General features: G+C 71.2%; 19 protein-coding genes. All 19 read left to right on the top strand.

The window, feature by feature from the left end; genetic code table 11:
- The first annotated feature begins 4 nt into the window (after nucleotides 1–4).
- A complete protein-coding gene (locus tag ACEXOR_RS09985; protein WP_374849470.1) occupies nucleotides 5–526 on the top strand; it encodes a shikimate kinase in 522 nt (173 codons plus the stop codon).
- Nucleotides 523–1,599 carry a 3-dehydroquinate synthase gene (aroB, locus tag ACEXOR_RS09990; protein ID WP_374849472.1) on the top strand — a complete coding sequence of 359 codons (1,077 nt, stop codon included), beginning with the start codon at nucleotides 523–525 and terminating at the stop codon, nucleotides 1,597–1,599. The genes ACEXOR_RS09985 and aroB overlap by 4 nt, the downstream gene beginning before the upstream one ends.
- Before the next feature lie 11 nt (nucleotides 1,600–1,610).
- Nucleotides 1,611–2,051 (top strand): type II 3-dehydroquinate dehydratase, encoded by a 441-nt coding sequence (aroQ, locus tag ACEXOR_RS09995; protein ID WP_374849474.1) that lies wholly within the window; start codon nucleotides 1,611–1,613, stop codon nucleotides 2,049–2,051.
- Nucleotides 2,052–2,125: 74 nt separating this feature from the next.
- Complete coding sequence (efp, locus tag ACEXOR_RS10000; RefSeq protein ID WP_374849475.1) at nucleotides 2,126–2,686, top strand: elongation factor P; 561 nt, start codon at nucleotides 2,126–2,128, stop codon at nucleotides 2,684–2,686.
- 10 nt (nucleotides 2,687–2,696) lie between these two features.
- On the top strand, nucleotides 2,697–3,107 hold the full coding sequence (nusB, locus tag ACEXOR_RS10005) for a transcription antitermination factor NusB (protein ID WP_374849476.1): 411 nt from the start codon (nucleotides 2,697–2,699) through the stop codon (nucleotides 3,105–3,107).
- A gap of 163 nt (nucleotides 3,108–3,270) precedes the next feature.
- The gene (gene pyrR, locus ACEXOR_RS10010; protein WP_374849477.1) at nucleotides 3,271–3,807 is read left to right on the top strand and encodes a bifunctional pyr operon transcriptional regulator/uracil phosphoribosyltransferase PyrR; all 537 of its coding nucleotides are present in this window, start codon (nucleotides 3,271–3,273) and stop codon (nucleotides 3,805–3,807) included.
- The gene (locus tag ACEXOR_RS10015; RefSeq protein ID WP_374849478.1) at nucleotides 3,804–4,760 is read left to right on the top strand and encodes an aspartate carbamoyltransferase catalytic subunit; all 957 of its coding nucleotides are present in this window, start codon (nucleotides 3,804–3,806) and stop codon (nucleotides 4,758–4,760) included. Before pyrR ends, ACEXOR_RS10015 begins: the two co-directional genes overlap by 4 nt.
- On the top strand, nucleotides 4,757–6,073 hold the full coding sequence (locus ACEXOR_RS10020) for a dihydroorotase (RefSeq protein WP_374849479.1): 1,317 nt from the start codon (nucleotides 4,757–4,759) through the stop codon (nucleotides 6,071–6,073). The genes ACEXOR_RS10015 and ACEXOR_RS10020 overlap by 4 nt, the downstream gene beginning before the upstream one ends.
- Nucleotides 6,073–6,606, top strand: a complete 534-nt coding sequence (locus tag ACEXOR_RS10025; RefSeq protein WP_374849480.1) for a PH-like domain-containing protein — start codon at nucleotides 6,073–6,075, stop codon at nucleotides 6,604–6,606. Before ACEXOR_RS10020 ends, ACEXOR_RS10025 begins: the two co-directional genes overlap by 1 nt.
- The gene (gene carA, locus ACEXOR_RS10030) at nucleotides 6,606–7,793 is read left to right on the top strand and encodes a glutamine-hydrolyzing carbamoyl-phosphate synthase small subunit (RefSeq protein WP_374849614.1); all 1,188 of its coding nucleotides are present in this window, start codon (nucleotides 6,606–6,608) and stop codon (nucleotides 7,791–7,793) included. The genes ACEXOR_RS10025 and carA overlap by 1 nt, the downstream gene beginning before the upstream one ends.
- Nucleotides 7,793–11,092 carry a carbamoyl-phosphate synthase large subunit gene (carB, locus tag ACEXOR_RS10035; RefSeq protein WP_374849481.1) on the top strand — a complete coding sequence of 1,100 codons (3,300 nt, stop codon included), beginning with the start codon at nucleotides 7,793–7,795 and terminating at the stop codon, nucleotides 11,090–11,092. Before carA ends, carB begins: the two co-directional genes overlap by 1 nt.
- Nucleotides 11,089–11,955 carry an orotidine-5'-phosphate decarboxylase gene (gene pyrF / locus ACEXOR_RS10040; RefSeq protein ID WP_374849483.1) on the top strand — a complete coding sequence of 289 codons (867 nt, stop codon included), beginning with the start codon at nucleotides 11,089–11,091 and terminating at the stop codon, nucleotides 11,953–11,955. Before carB ends, pyrF begins: the two co-directional genes overlap by 4 nt.
- Complete coding sequence (gene gmk, locus ACEXOR_RS10045) at nucleotides 11,952–12,866, top strand: guanylate kinase (RefSeq protein ID WP_374849485.1); 915 nt, start codon at nucleotides 11,952–11,954, stop codon at nucleotides 12,864–12,866. Before pyrF ends, gmk begins: the two co-directional genes overlap by 4 nt.
- Nucleotides 12,867–12,871: 5 nt before the next feature.
- Nucleotides 12,872–13,135 carry a DNA-directed RNA polymerase subunit omega gene (gene rpoZ / locus ACEXOR_RS10050; RefSeq protein WP_259484579.1) on the top strand — a complete coding sequence of 88 codons (264 nt, stop codon included), beginning with the start codon at nucleotides 12,872–12,874 and terminating at the stop codon, nucleotides 13,133–13,135.
- Nucleotides 13,136–13,181: 46 nt separating this feature from the next.
- Entirely contained in the window at nucleotides 13,182–14,435 is a 1,254-nt protein-coding gene (coaBC, locus tag ACEXOR_RS10055) for a bifunctional phosphopantothenoylcysteine decarboxylase/phosphopantothenate--cysteine ligase CoaBC (protein ID WP_374849486.1), read from the top strand.
- Complete coding sequence (gene metK, locus ACEXOR_RS10060) at nucleotides 14,432–15,640, top strand: methionine adenosyltransferase (protein ID WP_374849487.1); 1,209 nt, start codon at nucleotides 14,432–14,434, stop codon at nucleotides 15,638–15,640. The genes coaBC and metK overlap by 4 nt, the downstream gene beginning before the upstream one ends.
- On the top strand, nucleotides 15,637–17,826 hold the full coding sequence (locus ACEXOR_RS10065; RefSeq protein WP_445451949.1) for a primosomal protein N' family DNA-binding protein: 2,190 nt from the start codon (nucleotides 15,637–15,639) through the stop codon (nucleotides 17,824–17,826). Before metK ends, ACEXOR_RS10065 begins: the two co-directional genes overlap by 4 nt.
- Complete coding sequence (fmt, locus tag ACEXOR_RS10070; RefSeq protein ID WP_374849488.1) at nucleotides 17,823–18,737, top strand: methionyl-tRNA formyltransferase; 915 nt, start codon at nucleotides 17,823–17,825, stop codon at nucleotides 18,735–18,737. Before ACEXOR_RS10065 ends, fmt begins: the two co-directional genes overlap by 4 nt.
- Complete coding sequence (locus ACEXOR_RS10075; protein ID WP_374849489.1) at nucleotides 18,734–20,401, top strand: RsmB/NOP family class I SAM-dependent RNA methyltransferase; 1,668 nt, start codon at nucleotides 18,734–18,736, stop codon at nucleotides 20,399–20,401. The genes fmt and ACEXOR_RS10075 overlap by 4 nt, the downstream gene beginning before the upstream one ends.
- Nucleotides 20,402–20,414 lie beyond the last annotated feature (13 nt).

Below are 20,414 nucleotides of genomic sequence, written 5' to 3' on the forward strand. Positions count from 1 at the left end.
CAGCATGAAGCTCGTGCTGATCGGGCCGCCGGCGGCCGGCAAGTCGCGCATCGGCAAGCGCGTGGCGCGCCTGCTGGGCGTGCCCTTCGTCGACACCGACGCCCTGGTCGTGCGTGAGCACGGCGCGATCGCCGACATCTTCGCCGGCTACGGCGAGCCGCACTTCCGCTCGCTGGAACGCGCCGCCGTGGTGCGTGCCCTGGGCGGCGAGGGTGTGATCTCGTTCGGCGGGGGAGCGGTGCTCGACACCGACACGCAGCGGGACATCGCCGAGGTGCCCGTGGTGCTGCTCACCGTGCAGCCGCACGCGGTGGCCGGCCGGCTCTCGAACGGCAAGCGACCGCTCGTCGGCGACGTCGCATCCTGGACGGCCCTCTTCGAGCGGCGCCGCGACCTCTACCAGCAGCTCGCCGACCACACCGTCGACACCTCCGATCGGCCGGGCGACCAGCTCGCCGCCGAGATCGCCGACTGGGCCCGCCGCACGGTGGCGTCCACCCCCATTCCGGAAGAGAGCAGTCGATGACCGACGCCACCGCCATCCCCGTCACCGGAGAGAACGGCTACGACGTGCTGATCGGCCGGGGCATCCTCGGCCGGGTCGCCGAGGGCTTCGGCGCCGGCACCAAGAAGGTGCTGATCGTGCACCCGCCCACCCTCGGTCAGCTCGCGGCAGAGCTGCGCGAGTCGCTCACCGACCGCTACGAGGTGCTGCTCGCGGAGATTCCGGATGCGGAGGCCGGCAAACGGATCGAGGTCGCCTCGTTCTGCTGGCAGATCCTCGGCCAGGCCGACTTCACCCGCACGGATGCGGTGGTGGGCTTCGGGGGCGGCGCTGTCACCGACCTCGCCGGTTTCGTGGCGGCCACCTGGCTGCGGGGAGTCACGCTCGTGCAGGTGCCCTCGACGCTGCTCGGCATGGTCGACGCGGCCGTGGGGGGCAAGACCGGCATCAACACCAACGAGGGCAAGAACCTGGTGGGTGCCTTCTACGCGCCGAGCCTGGTGGTGGAGGATCTCGACCTGCTCACGAGCCTGCCGCGCAACGAGATCCTGGCCGGCTTCGGCGAGGTGGTGAAGTACGGCTTCATCGCCGAGCCCGAGGTGCTCGACATCATCGAGGCCGACGTCGACCGGGCGACCGACCCGGCCTCCGACGAGCTGCGCCGCCTGATCGAGCTCTCGGTGGGCGTGAAGGCGCGGGTGGTGAGCTCCGACTTCAAGGAGGCGGGGCTCCGGGAGATCCTGAACTACGGGCACACGCTGGGGCACGCCATCGAGCACGCGGAGCGCTACCAGTGGCGCCACGGCGCGGCGGTGGCCGTCGGTATGATGTTCGCGGCCGAGCTGGGGCGGCTCACCGGCTCGCTCTCGGATGCCGTGGTCGACCGTCACCGGGCCATCCTGGACTCGCTGTCGCTGCCCACCACCTACCCGGGCGGCCGGTGGCCGACGCTGCTGGCCACGATGCAGCGCGACAAGAAGTCGCGCGGCGGGATGCTGCGGTTCATCGTGCTCGACGACCTGGCCCGGCCCTCGGTGCTGCAGGGCCCCGACTCGTCGCTGCTGTTCGCCGCCTACCAAGAGATCGCGTCTTAGGGAGCCGCCGCATGTCATCCGTCCTGGTCCTCAACGGGCCCAACCTCGGCCGGCTCGGCAGCCGCGAGCCCGACGTCTACGGTTCGCAGGACCTCGACGCGCTGAAGAACCTGCTCGTCGCGCAGGCCGCCGGTCGCATCGATGTCGACCTGCGTCAGACCAACGACGAGGCCGAGCTGATCTCATGGCTCTACGAGGCCGTCGACACGGCGACCCCGGTCATCCTGAACCCCGCGGCGTTCACGCACTACTCCTACGCGCTCCGGGATGCGGCGGCCCTCGTCGCGAAGGCCGGCGTGCCGCTGATCGAGGTGCACATCTCCAACCCCCATGCGCGGGAGACCTTCCGGCACACCAGCGTCATCTCCGCGGTCGCCACCGGGGTGATCGCGGGCTTCGGCTTCGGCTCGTACCGGCTCGCGCTCGAGGCGCTCCTCGGGCCCGAAGGCTGAGCCGGTACACTTCTTCAGGAATCTTCACGACCGCACGTCGGTCCCACCCATCTTCGAAACGGATCACCTCTTTCATGGCTTCAACGAACGACATCAAGAACGGCACCGTGCTGAGCATCGACGGCCAGCTGTGGAACGTCATCGAGTTCCAGCACGTCAAGCCGGGCAAGGGCGGAGCCTTCGTTCGCACCAAGATCAAGAACGTGCGCACCGGCAAGCTCGTCGACCGCACCTTCAACGCCGGAGCGAAGATCGAGACGGCCAATGTCGACCGCCGCGACTTCCAGTACCTCTACAAAGACGGTGACGACTTCGTGTTCATGGACACGAGCGACTACGACCAGATCACCATCCCCGGCACGATCGTGGGCGACGCGGCCAACTTCCTGCTCGAGCAGCAGACGGCCACCATCGCGCTGACCGACGGCGAGCCGCTCTACGTCGAGCTCCCCGCGTCGGTGACGCTGGAGATCACTTACACCGAGCCGGGCCTGCAGGGCGACCGCTCGACCGGTGGCACCAAGAACGCCACCGTCGAGACCGGCTACGAGATCCAGGTGCCCCTGTTCCTCGAGATCGGCACCAAGGTCAAGGTCGACACCCGCACGGGTGACTACCTCGGCCGGGTCAACTAGGTCTCGGCCGTTGAGCTCACGCACGAAGGCCCGCAAGCGAGCCCTCGACATCCTCTATGCCGCCGATGTGCGGCAGATCGCGATCGTGGAGTCCCTCGGGGCCGAGGCGGCACGGGCGGCCGGTGAACCCGACCGGCAGACCTCGTGGCTCTACGCCCGCGAGATCGTCGACGGGGTGGTCGACCACTTCGCCGAGATCGACGAGACCATCCAGACCTACTCCCAGGGCTGGACGATCGCGCGCATGCCCACCATCGACCGCGCCCTCCTCAGAATCGCGATCTGGGAGATCCTCTACAACGACGAGGTGCCGTCGGGCGTGGCGATCGCCGAGGCGGTCGAACTCGCCAAGACGCTCTCCACCGAGGACTCCTCCAGCTTCGTCAACGGCGTGCTCGGTAAGGTCGCCGAGAGCGCCTGACAACGTCGGAGTTCGGTCGAAACGACGGACTGATCCTCCGTCGTTCCCCTCACGGGCCCGAACTCTCCGTCGTCTCCACCGGCCCAGGCGCTGGTAGGGTGGGGGAGGCAAGACGAAGGCATCCTTTAAAGCCGTCCGAGAGGCGGGGAAGGAGGTCGGTTGCATGGCACGCACAGTGCTGCAGCAGGCTGAGATAGCCCGGGCGTTGACTCGGATCTCCCACGAGATCCTGGAGTCCAACCGGGGAGCAGACGATCTGGTGATCCTGGGCATCCCCACGAGGGGCGTGCTGCTGGCCGAGCGCATCGGGCAGCTGATCGGCGGAATCGAGGAGAGCGCCGATCCCGCGCAGATGGTGGGTGCGCTGGACATCACCATGTACCGCGACGATCTGGGCCGGCACCCCACCCGTACGCCGCAGCCCACCCAGGTGCCCCGCCAGGGCATCGATGGCAAGACCGTGGTGCTCGTCGACGACGTGCTCTACTCCGGCCGCACCATCCGGGCTGCGCTCGACGCCCTGAACGACCTGGGCCGGCCGCGCGCGGTGCGCCTCGCGGTGCTGGTCGACCGCGGTCACCGCGACCTGCCGATCCGCGCCGACTTCGTGGGCAAGAACCTGCCCACCTCGCGCACCGAGCGCATCAACGTGCGCCTCACCGACCTCGACGGCGTCGAGGAGGTGACGATCGAGGGATGAGACACCTCCTCTCCACCAAAGACCTCAGCCGGGCCGAGGCCGTGCGCATCCTCGACGTGGCCGAGGACATGGCCGACGTGCAGAACCGCGAGGTGAAGAAGCTCCCGACCCTGCGCGGCAAGACCGTGGTGAACCTCTTCTTCGAGGACTCCACGCGCACCCGCATCTCGTTCGAGGCCGCCGCCAAGCGCCTGTCGGCCGACGTGATCACCTTCTCGGCCAAGGGCTCGAGCGTGTCGAAGGGCGAGAGCCTCAAAGACACGGCGCAGACGCTGGCGGCCATGGGGGCCGACGGTGTCGTCATCCGACACCACGCCTCGGGTGCCCCGCAGGTGCTCGCGCAGAGCGACTGGATCGACGCGGGGGTGGTGAACGCCGGCGACGGCACCCACGAACACCCCACCCAGGCGCTGCTCGACGCCTTCACCATGCGCCGACGACTGCACGGCGCCGCCAGCCGCGGGAGGGCGCTGGACGGCGTGCGGGTGGTGATCGTGGGCGACATCCTGCACTCGCGGGTGGCGCGGTCGAACCTCTGGCTGCTCGAGACGCTCGGCGCCGAGGTGACCTTCGTGGCCCCCGCCACGCTGGTGCCGGTGGGTGCGGCGAGCTGGCCCGCCGAGGTGAGCTTCGACCTCGATGCGACCCTCGCCGACGTGCGACCCGACGTGCTGATGATGCTGCGCATCCAGAGCGAGCGGATGGACGCGGCCTACTTCCCGAACGCCCGCGAGTACTCCCGGCAGTGGGGTCTGGGCGACGAGCGTCTGGCGCGCCTTCGCCCGGATACGATTGTGATGCATCCCGGCCCGATGAACCGCGGCCTCGAGATCTCGTCCGCCGCGGCCGATTCGCCCCGGTCGACCGTTCTCGAGCAGGTCGCGAACGGGGTGTCCATCCGGATGGCTGTGCTCTACCTGCTGCTGTCCGGCGAACGAGAGGCCCTGAGTTGAGCGCGAACCGCTACCTGCTGAAGGGTGCGACCCTGGCCGACGGCTCGCCCGCCGACGTCCTGATCGAGGGTGGCCGCATCCTGTCGACCGCGCCGTCGGGGCCGGTTGCGGATGCCGTCGTCGTGGACGCCGACGGGCTCGTGGCCCTGCCGGGTCTCGTCGACCTGCACACCCACCTGCGCGAGCCCGGCTTCGAACAGAGCGAGACGGTGCTCACCGGCACCCGCGCCGCCGCCGCCGGAGGCTTCACCGCCGTGTTCGCCATGGCCAACACCCTGCCCGTCTCCGACAGCGCCGGAGTGGTGGAGCAGGTGCAGGCCCTCGGCCAGGCGGCCGGCTACGCCACCGTGCGGCCCATCGGCGCCGTGACGATCGGGTTGGCGGGCGAGCGGCTCAGCGAGATCGGCGCGATGGCGCAGTCCCGCGCCGGCGTACGGGTGTTCTCCGACGACGGCAAATGCGTGCACGACTCGCTCCTCATGCGCCGCGCCCTGGAGTACGTGAAGACCTTCGACGGCGTGATCGCGCAGCACGCGCAGGACCCGCGGCTGACCGAGGGCGCGCAGATGAACGAGGGCGCCCTCAGCTCCGAGCTCGGCCTCAAGGGCTGGCCCGCCGTGGCGGAGGAGTCGATCATCGCCCGCGACGTGCTGCTGGCCGAGCACGTGGGTGCCCGGCTGCACATCTGCCATCTGTCCACCGCCGGCTCGGTCGACGTGGTGCGCTGGGCCAAGGCCCGCGGCATCCAGGTCACGGCAGAGGCGACGCCGCACCACCTGCTGCTGACCGAGGAACTCATCCGCAGCTACGACGCCCGCTACAAGGTGAACCCGCCGTTGCGCCGCGACGAGGATGTGCGGGCCCTGCGCGAGGGCGTCGCCGACGGCACCATCGACATCATCGCCACCGACCACGCACCGCATCCGCGCGAGGCGAAGGAGTGCGAGTGGGATGCCGCGGCCTTCGGCATGGTGGGCCTGGAGTCGGCGCTGCCGGTGGTGCAGACCGCGCTGATCGACACCGGTCTGCTCAGCTGGGCCGACGTGGCCCGGGTGCTCTCGACGGCCCCCGCGCGGATCGGCCGGCTCGAGGGTCACAGCCACGCGTTCGAGGCCGGAGCGCCCGCCAACGTCACCCTCGTCGACCCCGCCGCCTCGAGCGTGTTCGACCTCGACCGGCTGCACGGCGCGAGCAGCAACACGCCCTATCTGGGCGTGACCCTCTCGGGCAGCGTGCGCTGGACGTTCCACCACGGCTTCCCCACCCTGCGCGACGGCGTGCTGGCCCCCGTCGACGAGACGGCGGTGCGCTGATGGAACGACTCGTCCCCGGCGCCCTCGTCACCGCCTTCGCCCTGCTGGTGCTGCTGGCCATGGTGTGGGGCTGGCGGGCGCGCCGCCGCCGCCAGTCGGCCTTCGGCGCACCCACCGGAGCCCCTGACGAAGCCCTGCGCGGCGAGGAGAAGCTGCGGGCATCCGTTCTCTACGTGGCCACCACCACGGCGGGCGACCCGCTGGACCGGCTCACCATCCCGGGCCTGGCGTTCAGGGGCCGCGGCACCCTCGCGGTGTACGAGACCGGACTCGCGATCGCCATCCCCGGCGAGCCCGAGACGTTCATCGCCCGCGAGCACCTGCGCTCGATCGGCACCTCCACCTGGACCATCGACCGGGTGGTCGAGCCCGGCGGCCTGGTGCGCATCGATTGGACGTTCACGTCGAAGACCGGCCCGGTCGACGTGGAGAGCTACCTCAGGGCCACCGAACTCGGCGACGCGCCACGCCTGATCGAGGCCGCGTCGGCCATCATCCCGAACCACACCCCCCAGGGAGGAACCTCCTCGTGATCACCACCGAACCCGCCGTTCTCGTGCTGGAAGACGGTCGACGCTTCGAGGGCCGTGCCTACGGCGCCCGAGGACGGACCCTCGGCGAGGCCGTCTTCGCCACCGGCATGACCGGCTACCAGGAGACCCTCACCGACCCGTCGTACGCGGGCCAGATCGTGATGCAGACGGCGCCGCACATCGGCAACACCGGCGTGAACGACACCGACAAGGAGTCGTCGAAGATCTGGGTGGCCGGCTACGTGGTGCGCGACCCCTCCCGCATCGTGTCGAACTTCCGCGCCCAGCGCAGCCTCGACGACGACCTCGAGACGGATGGCGTGGTGGGCATCTCCGGCATCGACACGCGCGCCGTCACCCGCCACATCCGCAGCGCCGGCGCCATGCGCGCGGGCATCTTCTCGGGTGACGACTACGGGCTCTCGGCCACCGAGCAGCTCGGCGCCGTGCGCGCGGGTGCTGAGATGGCCGGCCGGAAGCTCTCGGCCGTCGTCTCCACCGCCGAGCGCTACCAGGTGCCCGCCGTCGGCGAGCGCATCGGCTCGGTGGCCGTGCTCGACCTGGGCGTGAAGACCTCCACGCTGAACTACCTCGCCGAGCGCGGGCTCGACGTGGAGGTGCTGCCCGAGTCGGTGACGGTCGACGAGGTGCTGTCGCTCGCTCCGGACGCCCTCTTCTACAGCAACGGCCCCGGCGACCCGGAGGCATCCGAGAGTCACGTCGAGCTGCTGCGCGACGTGCTGCGGAGCGGTGTGCCGTACTTCGGCATCTGCTTCGGCAACCAGCTGCTCGGCCGCGCCCTGGGCTTCGGCACCTACAAGCTGCCGTTCGGCCACCGCGGCATCAACCAGCCGGTGCTCGACCGGCTCACCGGGCGGGTGGAGATCACCAGCCAGAACCACGGCTTCGCGGTCGACGCCCCGCGTGAAGGCGTGGTGGAGTCGCCCGCCGGCTTCGGCCGGGTCGAGGTGAGCCACGTGAGCCTCAACGACGACGTGGTGGAGGGCATCCGCTGCCTCGACCTCGACGCGTTCTCGGTTCAGTACCACCCCGAGGCGGCCGCCGGCCCGCACGACTCCATGTACCTGTTCGACCGCTTCCGCGAGATGATCCTGGCCCGGCGTGCCGCTGCCGCCGCGGTCGACGGCTCGTTCGCACCCGCTTCCTCCGAAGGAGACCACGAGTAATGCCCAAGAGAGACGACATCCAGAGCGTTCTGGTCATCGGCTCCGGCCCGATCGTGATCGGTCAGGCCGTGGAGTTCGACTACTCGGGAACGCAGGCGTGCCGCGTGCTCCGCGAGGAGGGCGTGCGCGTCATCCTGGTGAACTCGAACCCGGCCACCATCATGACCGACCCCGACTTCGCCGACGCCACCTACGTGGAACCGATCACCTGGCAGGTGATCGAGACCATCATCGCCAAGGAGAAACCGGACGCGATCCTGCCCACCCTCGGCGGCCAGACGGCGCTCAACGCGGCCATCCAGCTGCACGAGCACGGCATCCTCGAGAAGTACGACGTGGAGCTGATCGGCGCGAACTTCGAGGCCATCAACAAAGGCGAAGACAGGCAGGTCTTCAAGGAGCTGGTGCTGCAGTGCGGTGCCGACGTGGCGCGCTCGCACATCGCCCACACCGTCGAGGAGGCCGTGGGCTTCGCCGAAGACCTGGGCTACCCGCTCGTGGTGCGCCCCTCGTTCACCATGGGCGGCCTCGGTTCCGGCTTCGCCTACACCGAGGAGGAGCTGCGCCGCATCGTCGGCGACGGCCTGCACCAGAGCCCCACCACCGAGGTGCTCCTGGAGGAGTCGATCCTCGGCTGGAAGGAGTACGAGCTCGAGCTCATGCGCGACAACGCCGACAACACGGTGGTGGTGTGCTCGATCGAGAACGTCGACCCCGTCGGCGTGCACACCGGTGACTCGATCACCGTGGCGCCCGCGCTGACCCTGACCGACCGCGAGTACCAGAAACTGCGCGACATCGGAATCGACATCATCCGCGCGGTGGGCGTCGACACCGGCGGCTGCAACATCCAGTTCGCGGTCGATCCGGCCAACGGCCGCATCATCGTGATCGAGATGAACCCCCGTGTCTCGAGGTCGAGCGCGCTGGCGTCGAAGGCCACCGGTTTCCCGATCGCCAAGATCGCGGCCAAACTCGCCATCGGCTACCGGCTCGACGAGATCCCGAACGACATCACCAAGGTGACCCCGGCATCCTTCGAGCCCACGCTCGACTACGTGGTGGTGAAGGTGCCCCGGTTCGCGTTCGAGAAGTTCCCGGCCGCCGACCCCACCCTCACCACCACCATGAAGTCGGTGGGCGAGGCGATGGCCATCGGCCGCAACTTCACCCAGGCGCTGCAGAAGTCGTTGCGCTCGCTCGAGAAGCGCGGCTCGTCGTTCCACTGGGAGCCGATCAGCGCGTCGAAGGAGGAGCTACTGGCGATCGCCGCGGTGCCCACCGACGGCCGCATCGTCACGGTGCAGCAGGCCCTGCGGGCCGGAGCCACCATCGAGGAGGCCTTCGAGGCCACCAAGATCGACCCCTGGTTCCTCGACCAGATCGTTCTGATCAACGAGGTGGCCGAGGCCATCCGCGCCTCGGAGAACGCCGACCACGCCATGTTCACGCTCGCGAAGGAGCACGGCTTCTCGGATGCCCAGATCGCGTCGCTCCGCGGCTTCGGCGAGAAGGACGTGCGCGAGGTGCGCCACATCCTCGGCATCCGCCCGGTCTACAAGACGGTCGACACCTGCGCGGGGGAGTTCCCCGCGCTCACGCCGTACCACTACTCCAGCTACGACCTCGAGACCGAGGTGGAGCCCTCCGACGCCCGCAAGGTCGTCATCCTGGGCTCGGGCCCGAACCGCATCGGCCAGGGCGTGGAGTTCGACTACTCCTGCGTGCACGCCTCGTTCGCCCTGCACGACGCCGGGTACGAGACCATCATGATCAACTGCAACCCTGAGACGGTCTCCACCGACTACGACACGAGCGACCGGCTCTACTTCGAGCCGCTCACCCTCGAGGACGTGCTCGAGGTCATCCACGCGGAGTCGCAGTCGGGCGAGCTCGTGGGCGTGGTGGTGCAGCTGGGCGGCCAGACCGCGCTCGGTCTCGCGAAGGGCCTGAAGGAGGCCGGCGTGCCGATCCTCGGCACGACCCCCGAGGCCATCGACCTGGCCGAGGAGCGGGGGCTGTTCTCGGGCATCCTCGACGCCGCCGGCATCCTGGCGCCGAAGAACGGCACCGCGATCGACTACGAGTCGGCCGTCGTGGTGGCCGAGGAGATCGGCTTCCCGGTGCTCGTGCGGCCCAGCTACGTGCTGGGCGGCCGCGGCATGGAGATCGTCTACGACACCCCGTCGCTCGCCGACTACTTCGAGCGCATCGCCGGCCAGGGCATGGTGGGCAGCGCCAACCCGCTGCTGGTCGACCGGTTCCTCGACGACGCGATCGAGATCGACGTCGACGCCCTCTACGACGGCCACGAGCTCTACATCGGCGGCATCATGGAGCACCTCGAGGAGGCCGGGGTGCACTCGGGCGACTCGAGCTGCTCGCTGCCGCCCGTGACGCTCGGCCGGGCGCAGATCGACGCCGTGCGCGATGCCACGCTGAAGATCGCCGAGGGCATCGGGGTGCAGGGCCTGCTGAACGTGCAGTTCGCCATCGGCGCCGGCATCCTCTACGTGCTCGAGGCGAACCCGCGGGCCTCGCGCACCGTGCCGTTCGTGTCGAAGGCGCTGGGCATCCCGCTCGCCAAGGCCGCCTCGCGGCTGATGGTGGGCGTCACCATCGCCGAGCTCAAGGCCGAGGGCCTGCTGCCCGAGCAGGACGGCTCGCGGGTTCCGCTGGACTCCCCGGTCGCCGTGAAGGAGGCCGTGCTGCCGTTCAAGCGCTTCCGCACCAAGGAGGGCCTGATCGTCGACTCGGTGCTCGGCCCGGAGATGCGCTCCACCGGCGAGGTGATGGGCATCGACCGCGACTTCCCGCGCGCGTTCGCCAAGAGCCAGGAAGCGGCCTACGGCGGGCTGCCGCTGTCGGGCACCGTGTTCGTGTCGGTGGCCGACCGCGACAAGCGGGCCATCGTGCTGCCGGTGCTGCGCCTGCAGCAGCTGGGCTTCGAGATCCTCGCCACCAGCGGCACGGCCGAGGTGCTGAACCGCAACGGCATCCACGCCGGCATCGTGGCGAAGCACTTCGAGGGCAAGGCCTCGGGAGACGAGGATGCGCCGGAGACCATCGTCGACCTGATCAACGCCAACAAGGTCGACATCGTGATCAACACGCCCTCTGGCCGCTCGGCCCGGGTCGACGGTTACGAGATCCGGGCGGCGGCGGTGGCGGCCGACAAGCCGTTGTTCACCACGATCGCCCAGCTGGGCGCGGCCGTGGCGTCGTTCGAAGCCCTGAAGGACGGCTTCGAGGTCACCTCGCTGCAGGAGTACGCGCTCGCCCGGAGCGCCCGCGGATGAGCGCAGCCACCTTCGGCGCCCGTCTCGACGCCGCTTTCGCGGCCTCGGGGCACCTGTGCGTCGGCATCGACCCGCATCCGTACCTGCTGGAGGAATGGGGCCTCGGCGGCGACGCCGCCGGGGTGCGGGAGTTCGGCCTGCGCGTGGTCGACGCGGCCGCCGGCCGGGTGGGCATCGTGAAGCCGCAGGTGGCCTTCTTCGAAGCCCACGGTTCGGCGGGCTTCGCCGCCCTCGAGGAGGTGCTGACCGCGGCCCGCGCGGCCGGGCTGCTCGTGATCGGCGACGCCAAGCGCGGCGACATCGGCTCCACGAACGACGGCTACGCCGCGGCCTGGCTCACCGACGGTTCGCCGCTCGAGGTCGACGCGCTCACCGTCACGGCCTACACGGGCGTGGGTGCCCTCGCCGGGCTGTTCGAGCGCGCCGAGGCATCGGGCAAGGGCGTGTTCGTGCTGAGCGCCACCTCGAACCCCGAGTCGCGCGATCTGCAGACCGCGAGAACGGATGCGGGGGAGAGCGTGTCGAGACTCGTCGCCGACGAGGTGGCCGCCCGCAACATCGACCGCACCCGCCTCGGCGATCACGGCCTCGTGCTCGGGGCCACCAAGCGGCTCGACGAGTACGGCTTCACCAACGACGCGGTGCGCGTGCTCTCCACCACCCCCGTGCTCGCACCGGGCTTCGGGTTCCAGGGGGCCGAGTTCGGCTCCATCCCCGCGGTGTTCGGGCAGCTCGCGCCGAACCTCGTGGTGAGCGTCTCGCGCTCGGTGCTCGCGCTGGGCGCGGCCGGAGCCGCGGGCGCCGCGGGTCTCGCCGAAGCGATCGAACGCGAGGCGGGCGCACTCGCGGAGGTGCTGCGATGAGGCCCCCTGAGGTCGACCGCGTGGCCGCCTCCCGCGCCGCCGTCGCGGCTCGGCGTGCCAGGGCCGCGGTGAAGAACGCCGTCAACGAGAAGCGGCTGAGCGCCGTCTCGGTGCTCGAGACGGGCCTCGGCAGCACCGAGAGCATCGAGGCGTCGCTCCGGGTGCGCGACCTGCTGATGAGCATCCCAGGCCTCGGCCCCATCCGCGTCGACCGCGTGATGGACAGGCTGGGCATCGCCGCCTCGAAGCGACTGGGCGGGCTGGGCGTGCACCAGCAGGTGCGCCTGCGCGAGTTCCTCCAGGCCCGTGCCCCGAAGGTGCTGCCGACGGGCGACAGCCGTCTGGTGGTGCTCGCCGGGCCGACCGCGGTGGGCAAGGGCACGGTGTCGACGTTCATCCGGGAGAACTATCCCGAGGTGCACCTGTCGGTGTCGGCCACCACCCGCGCCCCCCGGCCCGGTGAGGTGGAGGGCGTGAGCTACTACTTCGTCAGCGACGAGGAGTTCGACCGCATGATCGAGGCGGGCGAGTTCCTGGAGTGGGCGGTGGTGCACAACAAGTCGCGCTATGGCACGCCCCGCACGCCGATCGACCGCGCCCTCGCGGCCGGCACGAGCGTGCTGCTCGAGATCGACATCCAGGGCGCGCGCCAGGTGAAGGCGGCCGAGCCCTCGGCCACCCTCGTCTTCCTGCTGCCGCCCACCTGGGACGAACTGGTGCGCCGGCTGATCGGCCGCGGCACCGAGACGGCCGAGGAGCAGGAGCGCCGGCTGACCACCGCGAAGGTCGAATTGGCCGCCCAGGCGGAGTTCGACCACCGCGTCGTGAACCGCGATGTCGAGGCCGCGGCGGCAGAGGTCGTAGAATTGATGCAGATTCAGAAGGCGACCAGCCTTCGCAGCAAGGAGTGAACACCGTGCCTACCAACAAACTCGGCATCATCGACCCGCCCATCGACGAGCTTCTCTCGAAGGTCGACTCGAAGTACGCCCTGGTGATCTTCGCCTCCAAGCGTGCCCGCCAGATCAACGACTACTACGCCGACCTGCACGAGGGAAGCCTGTTCGACAACGTCGGCCCGCTGGTCGACTCCACCATCGACGACAAGCCCCTGTCGGTGGCCATGCACGAGATCAACGAGGACAAGCTGACCGTGCGCCCGGCAGCCCCCATCGAGTAACACCCGTTCGCATCTCCCGCGGGAGACCTCTCCCATCGGAGCACACGTGAACATCGTCGTCGGAATCACGGGCGGCATCGCGGCCTACAAGGCCGTGAATGTCGTCCGTGGTCTCGTTCTGGCCGGGCACGACGTGCACGTCGTGGCAACCGAGGCCGCCCTGCGGTTCGTGGGGCGCCCGACGCTCGAGGCCATCTCCCGCAACACGGTCGCCACCGATCTGTACGACGGGGTGGCCCAGGTGCGGCACGTGGCCATCGGCCAGGCCGCCGAGCTCATCGTCATCGCGCCCGCCACGGCCAACACCATCGCCAAGCTCGCGGCCGGCCTCGCCGACGACCTGCTCGGCAACACGGTGCTCGCCAGCCGCGCGCCGATCGTCATCGCGCCCGCGATGCACACCGAGATGTGGCAGAACCCGGCCACCGTGGCCAACGTCGCCACGCTGCGAGCCCGCGGCATCCACCTCGTCGGCCCGGTCAGCGGGCAGCTCACCGGCACCGACTCCGGGGTCGGGCGGATGGCGGAGCCCGACGAGATCGTGGCCGAGGCCCTCGCCGTGGCGGCGCGTCAGGCGGGCACGGGGTCGCAGGGTGCGGCGACGGATGGCGGCGGAACGCGCATCCGGGATCTCGAGGGCCGTTCGGTTCTCGTGACGGCCGGCGGCACCCGCGAACCCCTCGACCCGGTGCGCTACCTCGGCAACCGATCCAGCGGCCGGCAGGGCGTGGCCATCGCCCAGGCCGCGCGTGACCGGGGAGCCAGGGTGACGCTGATCGCCGCGCACGTCGAGGTGGCCCTGCCCGAGGGCGTCGACGTGGTGCGGGTGGAGACCACGGCCGAACTGCTCGAGGCGACCGGGGCGGCCTCACCGCTGCACGATCTCACGGTGATGGCGGCGGCCGTCGCCGACTACCGGCCGGCCGCCGTGAGCGACGCCAAGATCAAGAAGGCCGACACCGGCCAGACCCTCACCCTCGAACTCGTGCAGAACCCCGACGTGCTGGCGGAGATCTCGGCCGTTTCGCGCGAGGGCCGGCTGATCGTGGGCTTCGCCGCCGAGACCGCCACGACCCGCGACGAGCTGGTCTCCCTCGGCCGCGCGAAGATCGCCCGGAAGGGTTGTGACTACCTCGTCGTGAACGGCGTGGGGTGGTCGACCGGCTTCGTGACGGAAGACAACAGCGTCACCGTTCTCGACTCCACCGGCGGGGTAGTGTTCGAGGCGTCCGGCAGCAAGACGTCGGTGGCTGATGGCATTCTCGGAGTGTTCGCCGCCGCCCTATCAGGAGCACTATGACCTCCCTTCGCCTCTTCACCTCCGAGTCGGTCACCGAAGGCCACCCCGACAAGATCTGCGACCAGGTCTCCGACAGCATCCTCGACGCGCTGCTCACGGTCGACCCGTACTCCCGGGTGGCCGTCGAGACCCTCGTGACCACGGGCCTCGTGCACGTGGCCGGCGAGGTCACCACGAGCGGTTACGTCGAGATCCCGGCCATCGTGCGCGAGAAGATCTCCTCGATCGGGTACACCTCGTCCGACGTCTGGTTCGACGGCCGCTCGTGCGGTGTCTCGGTGTCGATCGGCGGGCAGTCGCCCGACATCGCTCAGGGCGTCGACAACGCCTTCGAGACCCGCGAGGGTTCGTCGACCGACGAGGCCGACCGGCAGGGCGCGGGCGACCAGGGCATCATGTTCGGCTACGCCACCACCGAGACCCCGCAGCTCATGCCGCTGCCCATCTGGCTGGCGCACCGGTTGTCGGCCCGGCTGGCCGCGGTGCGGAAAGAGGGCGTGCTCGACTACCTGCGGCCCGACGGCAAGACGCAGGTGACCATCGGCTACGACGGGGTGGTGCCCAGGACGGTCGACACCGTCGTGCTCTCCACCCAGCACGCGCCCTCGATCGGGCTCGACGACCTGCGCCGCGAGGTCGAGGAGACCGTCATCCGGCCCGTGCTGGAGCAGGCCGAGGCCGACGGGGTGTCGCTCACCTCGGCGGATGCCCGCATCCTGATCAACCCCACCGGGCGGTTCGAGATCGGCGGGCCGCAGGGCGACGCCGGTCTCACCGGCCGCAAGATCATCGTCGACACCTACGGCGGGGCGGCGCGGCACGGTGGTGGCGCCTTCAGCGGCAAAGACCCGTCGAAGGTCGACCGTTCGGCGGCCTACGCGATGCGGTGGGTGGCGAAGAACGCGGTGGCCGCGGGGCTCGCCTCGCGGCTCGAGGTGCAGATCGCCTACGCCATCGGCAAGGCGGCACCCGTGGGCTTCTACGTCGAGAGCTTCGGCACCGGCGTGGTGTCGGACGAGGTCATCACCAACGCCCTGCGCGAGGTGTTCGACCTGCGCCCGGGTGCCATCATCGACGACCTCGACCTGCTGCGGCCCATCTACGCGCAGACCGCCACCTACGGGCACTTCGGCCGCGAACTGCCTGACTTCACCTGGGAGCGACTCGACCGGGTCTCGGAGATCCGGGCTGCCGCAGGGCTGTGACGGCGGCGGCTCCGGTCGCCGGTGACGAGGCGGTGCCGCTCGAGGTGATGCCGCTCGAAGCCGTGCCGCTCGAAACCGCACCGACCGACGCCCCGGCGGCCGGCCCGCGGGGAGTCGTCGCGCGGGTGATGCTCGAGTCGCCGTTGCCGCAGCTCGACCGGCTGTTCGACTACCTGGTGCCGCCGGCGCTGGTGGCCGTCGCCCTGCCGGGCGTGCGGGTGAAGGTTCCGTTGCGCTCAGCGGGGCGCACCGCGCGCGGCTACATCATCGAGGTGGTGCCGCACGACGCGGGCGGGCGCGCGCTGAGCGAGCTCGACGACGTGGTGTCGCCCCTGCCGGTGCTCACGCCCGAGGTGTGGGCTCTCGCCAGGAGGCTCGCCGACCGGGCCGCCGGCAGCGCTTGCGACATCGTGCGGCTGGCGATCCCGCCGCGATTCGTGCGGGTCGAGAAGGCGTTCCTGGCGCGGCGCGCGGCAGACGAGGAGGCAGCCGCGGCTGCGTCTGCTGCGGCGGCTTCCGCCGCGGACGACTCGGCTCGAGCGGCCGACCGTCCCGGTGCGGTGGCCGGTGCCACCGGCCCGGACGCGTTCCCGCTCACGGGGTACTCGGAGTCCGACGGTCGGCACCTCGCCGAGGCGGGAGCGAGGAGCGCGATCGACGCGGTCGCCACGGTCACGAGCGTGGCGGCGCCCGACGGCACGACGCACACCGTGGGGCACTGGGCGCTCACGGTCGGCGAGCTCGCCGCATCCGTTCACCGGGCCGGCCAGTCGGTGATCGTGGCCGTGCCCGACTACCGCGACCAGCTCGCGGTCGAGCAGGCGCTCGAGAGCCTCGGCGCGGCCGACGCCATCGTGCGGCTCGACGCCCGCCAGGCGCGGAACGAGCGGTACGCCAACTTCCTGACCGCCCTCGACGGCCGGCCGTGCATCGTGGTGGGCAACCGGTCGAGCATCTACGCGCCCGTGGCGAACCTCGGCCAGATCGTGGTGTGGGACGAGGGCGACTCGCTGCAGAGCGAACCGCTGGCGCCGTACGTGCACCTGCGGGATGCGGCGCTGGTGCGCCAGGAGCAGTCGGGCAGCCGGCTCGCGTTCGTGTCGCACTCGCGGAGCACCGAGGTGGAGCGGCTGGTGGAGCTCGGCTTCCTGCACCCTGTGCAGCCCACCCCGCGCTACCTGCCGCGGGTGGTGCCCACCGCGGAGCAGGACGACGCCGACGCCCCGCAGAACTCGGCGCGCATCCCCACCTCGGCCTGGCAGGCCGCCCGCCGGGCCCTCGAGCACGGTCCGGTGCTGGTGCAGGTGGCGCGCCCGGGGTACGCGCCGGTGCTCGCGTGCCAGAACTGCGGACATCCCGCCACCTGCACCGTGTGCGGCGGACCGCTGCACGTGCACCGGGCGGGGGAGCGGCCCTCGTGCACGCTCTGCGGCGCCATCGCCGCCGACTGGTCGTGCTCGCACTGCCAGAGCCGCACGTTCCGTTTCGCCTCGATCGGGGCCGGGCGCACGGCCGACGAGCTGGGGCGGGCCTTCCCAGGCATCCGGGTGATCGTCTCCGACGGCGAGCGCAGCGTGCTCACCGTCGATGCACAGCCGGCCCTCGTGGTGGCGACGCGCGGTGCCGAGCCGGTGGCGGAGGGCGGCTATCGCGCGGTGCTGCTGCTCGACGGCCCGCGGATGCTGGCCCGCGAGTCACTGCGCGTCGCCGAGGACTGTCTGCGCTGGTGGTCGAACGCCATCGCGCTCTCGGCGCCACGGGCCACGAACGTGCTCGTCGGCGTGGGCGGCGATCTCGCGAAGGCGCTCGTCACCTGGCAGCAGGAGGCCGTGGCCTCGGCCGAGCTCGCCGACCGGCGGCGGCTGCGCTTTCCGCCGGCGGTGCGGCTCGCCACCCTCACCGGAGCCCCCGACACGGTCGCCGCCGCGCTGTCCGATCTCGAGCGGCTCGTCACCGAGGCGGAATGGGCGAAGATGGATACCCTGGGCCCGGTGCCCGCCGACGACGGTCTGGTGCGCGCCATCGTGCGCTTCGACTACGCGGTGGGTGCAGCCGTGGCCCGGCACCTGCGGGCGCTCGTGGTGAAGAACGCCACGACCCGGCGGGCCAAACCCGGGCGAGGTCCGGGATTCAGGCCGCCGCCCAGCCTGCGGGTTCGGCTCGACGATTCGGAGATCATGGAATGAGACTCGTGTTCGCGGGCACCCCGGCGGTCGCCGTGCCGGCACTGCGCACCCTGGCCGAGCGCCACGAGGTGGCCGCGGTGGTCACCCGCCCGGATGCGCCGCTCGGCCGGAAGCGCGTTCTCACGCCGTCGCCGGTGGCGGAGGCGGCGACCGAGCTCGGCATCGAGGTGATCAAAGCCGCCCGGCTCGGCGAGGAGGCCACCGAGCGCATCGCCGCGGTGGGTGCCGAGCTCGGTGTGATCGTGGCCTACGGCGGTCTCGTGCGCGAGCCGCTGCTGAGCACTCCCGCCCGCGGCTGGATCAACCTGCACTTCTCGCTGCTGCCGCGCTGGCGCGGCGCCGCCCCCGTGCAGTGGAGCATCATCGAGGGCGACACCGAGACGGGCGCCACCGTGTTCCAGCTCGTGCCGGGCCTGGATGCCGGGGCGATCTGGTCGGAGACCAAAACCCCCATCGCGCCCCACGAGACCGCCGGCAACCTGCTCGGCCGCCTGGCCGTGTCGGGCGCCGAGCAGCTGGCCGACACGGTCGACGGCATCGGCTCCGGCCGGCTCTCGGCCCGTGAGCAGCAGGGTGAGGTGACCCTGGCGCCCAAGCTGGGCCTCGAGGATGCGCGGCTCGACTTCCGTCGTGACCTCGAGACCGTCTACCGGCGGTTGCGCGGGGTCACCCCGGAGCCCGGGGCCTTCACCGAGATCGACGGCCAGCGGGTGAAGGTGCTCGAGGCCTCGCCGGCCCGCGACCGGCCGCGGCTGGAGCCCGGCGCGCTGCAGGCCTCCGGCCGGTCGCTCCTCGTGGGAACGGCGACCGATCCGCTGGAACTCGTGACGGTGCAGCCGGCGGGCAAGAAGGCGATGGCGGCCGCCGACTGGTGGCGCGGTGCGGGCGCGGAAGGAATGGTGGCGCGATGAGCGACGACGACCGACGGGGTGCTTCGCGGGGCGCCAGGGACGGCCGGGCGGCCCGGGGTGACCGGCGTGGCCCCCAGCGGCGCAAGCCCGCTTCGCCCGAACCCGCGCCCGGAGCGGTGCAGCCGGCGCGCCGGATCGCCCTCGAGGTGATCACGGCGGTGCGGGCCGACGACGCCTACGCCAATCTGCTGCTGCCCACGAAGATCTCGGCCGCCCGGCTGTCGCCCGCCGACGCGGGCCTCGCCACCGAGCTCACCTACGGCACCCTCCGCCGCCGCGGCTACTACGACCGGGTGATCGAGCTCGCCTCCGGCCGCAGCATCGACGAGATCGACGGTCCGGTGCGCGACGTGCTCGAGCTCGGCGCCCATCAGGTGCTGTCGATGCGCGTGGCCCAGCACGCAGCAGTGAACGAATCGGTGGAGCTCGCCCGTGCGGTGGCGTCCCGCTCGTCGACCGGCTTCGTCAACGGCGTGCTCCGGGCCCTCACTAGGACTCCCGCCGAGGAGTGGCTGAAGCGGGCGACGGATGCGGCGGCCGACGACGACGAGCGCCTCGAGATCCTCTCGTCCCACCCCGCGTGGATCATCCGCGCGTTCCGCCGTGCGCTGGTCGCCGACGGGGTGCCCGCCGACCGGGTCGCCCGGGAGCTGGAGGAGCTGCTCGAGGCCGACAACACCCCGGCCAGGCTCAGCCTCGTCGCGCTTCCCGGGCTGGCCGATCGCGCCGACCTCGACCCGGCCGGCGGCGGTGGAGCCCTCGCCGAGGTCGGCCCCGCACATCCCGAGACCGAGCTCGTCGAGCTGGAGACCGTGCTCGACGTGGTGAGCGACCCGGCCGACGACGACGGAACGGGCCTGGACGCCACGCCCGCCGCATCCGGAACCGCCGTGGCGAACGCAGCCCCGGCCGACTTCGCCCCCGCGCCCCTGTCGCCGATCGGGTTCGTGGCGCCCACGGGCGACCCCGCCGCCATCCCCGCGGTGCGCGCCGGCGTCGTGCGGGTGCAGGACGAGGGCTCACAGCTCGCCGCGCTCGCCCTCAGCCGGGCGCGGCCGATCGAGGAGGGGGAGCTCTGGCTCGACCTCTGTGCCGGCCCGGGAGGCAAGACGGCGGTGCTCGCCGCTGAGGCGCGCCTGGCCGGAGCGACCGTGATCGCCAACGAGCCGGTGCCCGCACGCGCCGGGCTGGTTCGCCGCGCGGTGGCCGCGCTGCCCGAGCCGATCGTGGTGTGGGAGCGCGACGGAACCCGGGTGGGGGAGCAGAGCCCCGAGGGCTTCGACCGCATCCTGGTCGATGCGCCCTGCACCGGGCTCGGTGCCCTGCGCCGTCGTCCGGAGGCCCGCTGGCGCAAGACCCCCGCCGACGTGGCCGACCTGGTGGCCCTGCAGCAGAACCTCGTCGACTCGGCGGTGCGAGCGCTCAAGCCGGGCGGCATCCTGGCCTACGTCACGTGCTCGCCGCACGTCGCCGAGACCCGCGGGCAGGTGCAGGGGGCTCTTCGGCGCTGGGGTGACACCCTCGAGCAGCTCGACACCCAGGAGGTGCTGCGCGAGATCTCGGGCGGTTCCGTGGAACTCGGTGCCGCCGACCGAGCGGTGCAGCTCTGGCCGCACCGGAACACCACCGACGCCATGTTCATCGCGCTGTTCGTCAAGCGCTGAAGCCGGGCTCCCG

It is taken from the genome of Herbiconiux liangxiaofengii (genome assembly GCF_041927335.1).
GTDB classification, from domain to species: Bacteria; Actinomycetota; Actinomycetes; order Actinomycetales; family Microbacteriaceae; genus Herbiconiux; species Herbiconiux liangxiaofengii.

Excerpts from the sequence above, each read along its gene's own strand:
- carB (WP_374849481.1), top strand. The coding sequence starts at position 7,793 with ATGCCCAAGAGAGACGACATCCAGAGCGTTCTGGTCATCGGCTCCGGC.
- pyrF (WP_374849483.1), top strand. The coding sequence starts at position 11,089 with ATGAGCGCAGCCACCTTCGGCGCCCGTCTCGACGCCGCTTTCGCGGCC.
- ACEXOR_RS10015 (WP_374849478.1), top strand. The coding sequence starts at position 3,804 with ATGAGACACCTCCTCTCCACCAAAGACCTCAGCCGGGCCGAGGCCGTG.
- fmt (WP_374849488.1), top strand. The coding sequence starts at position 17,823 with ATGAGACTCGTGTTCGCGGGCACCCCGGCGGTCGCCGTGCCGGCACTG.
- ACEXOR_RS10025 (WP_374849480.1), top strand. The coding sequence starts at position 6,073 with ATGGAACGACTCGTCCCCGGCGCCCTCGTCACCGCCTTCGCCCTGCTG.
- aroQ (WP_374849474.1), top strand. The coding sequence starts at position 1,611 with ATGTCATCCGTCCTGGTCCTCAACGGGCCCAACCTCGGCCGGCTCGGC.
- gmk (WP_374849485.1), top strand. The coding sequence starts at position 11,952 with ATGAGGCCCCCTGAGGTCGACCGCGTGGCCGCCTCCCGCGCCGCCGTC.
- ACEXOR_RS10075 (WP_374849489.1), top strand. The coding sequence starts at position 18,734 with ATGAGCGACGACGACCGACGGGGTGCTTCGCGGGGCGCCAGGGACGGC.
- metK (WP_374849487.1), top strand. The coding sequence starts at position 14,432 with ATGACCTCCCTTCGCCTCTTCACCTCCGAGTCGGTCACCGAAGGCCAC.
- aroB (WP_374849472.1), top strand. The coding sequence starts at position 523 with ATGACCGACGCCACCGCCATCCCCGTCACCGGAGAGAACGGCTACGAC.
- pyrR (WP_374849477.1), top strand. The coding sequence starts at position 3,271 with ATGGCACGCACAGTGCTGCAGCAGGCTGAGATAGCCCGGGCGTTGACT.
- ACEXOR_RS09985 (WP_374849470.1), top strand. The coding sequence starts at position 5 with ATGAAGCTCGTGCTGATCGGGCCGCCGGCGGCCGGCAAGTCGCGCATC.
- efp (WP_374849475.1), top strand. The coding sequence starts at position 2,126 with ATGGCTTCAACGAACGACATCAAGAACGGCACCGTGCTGAGCATCGAC.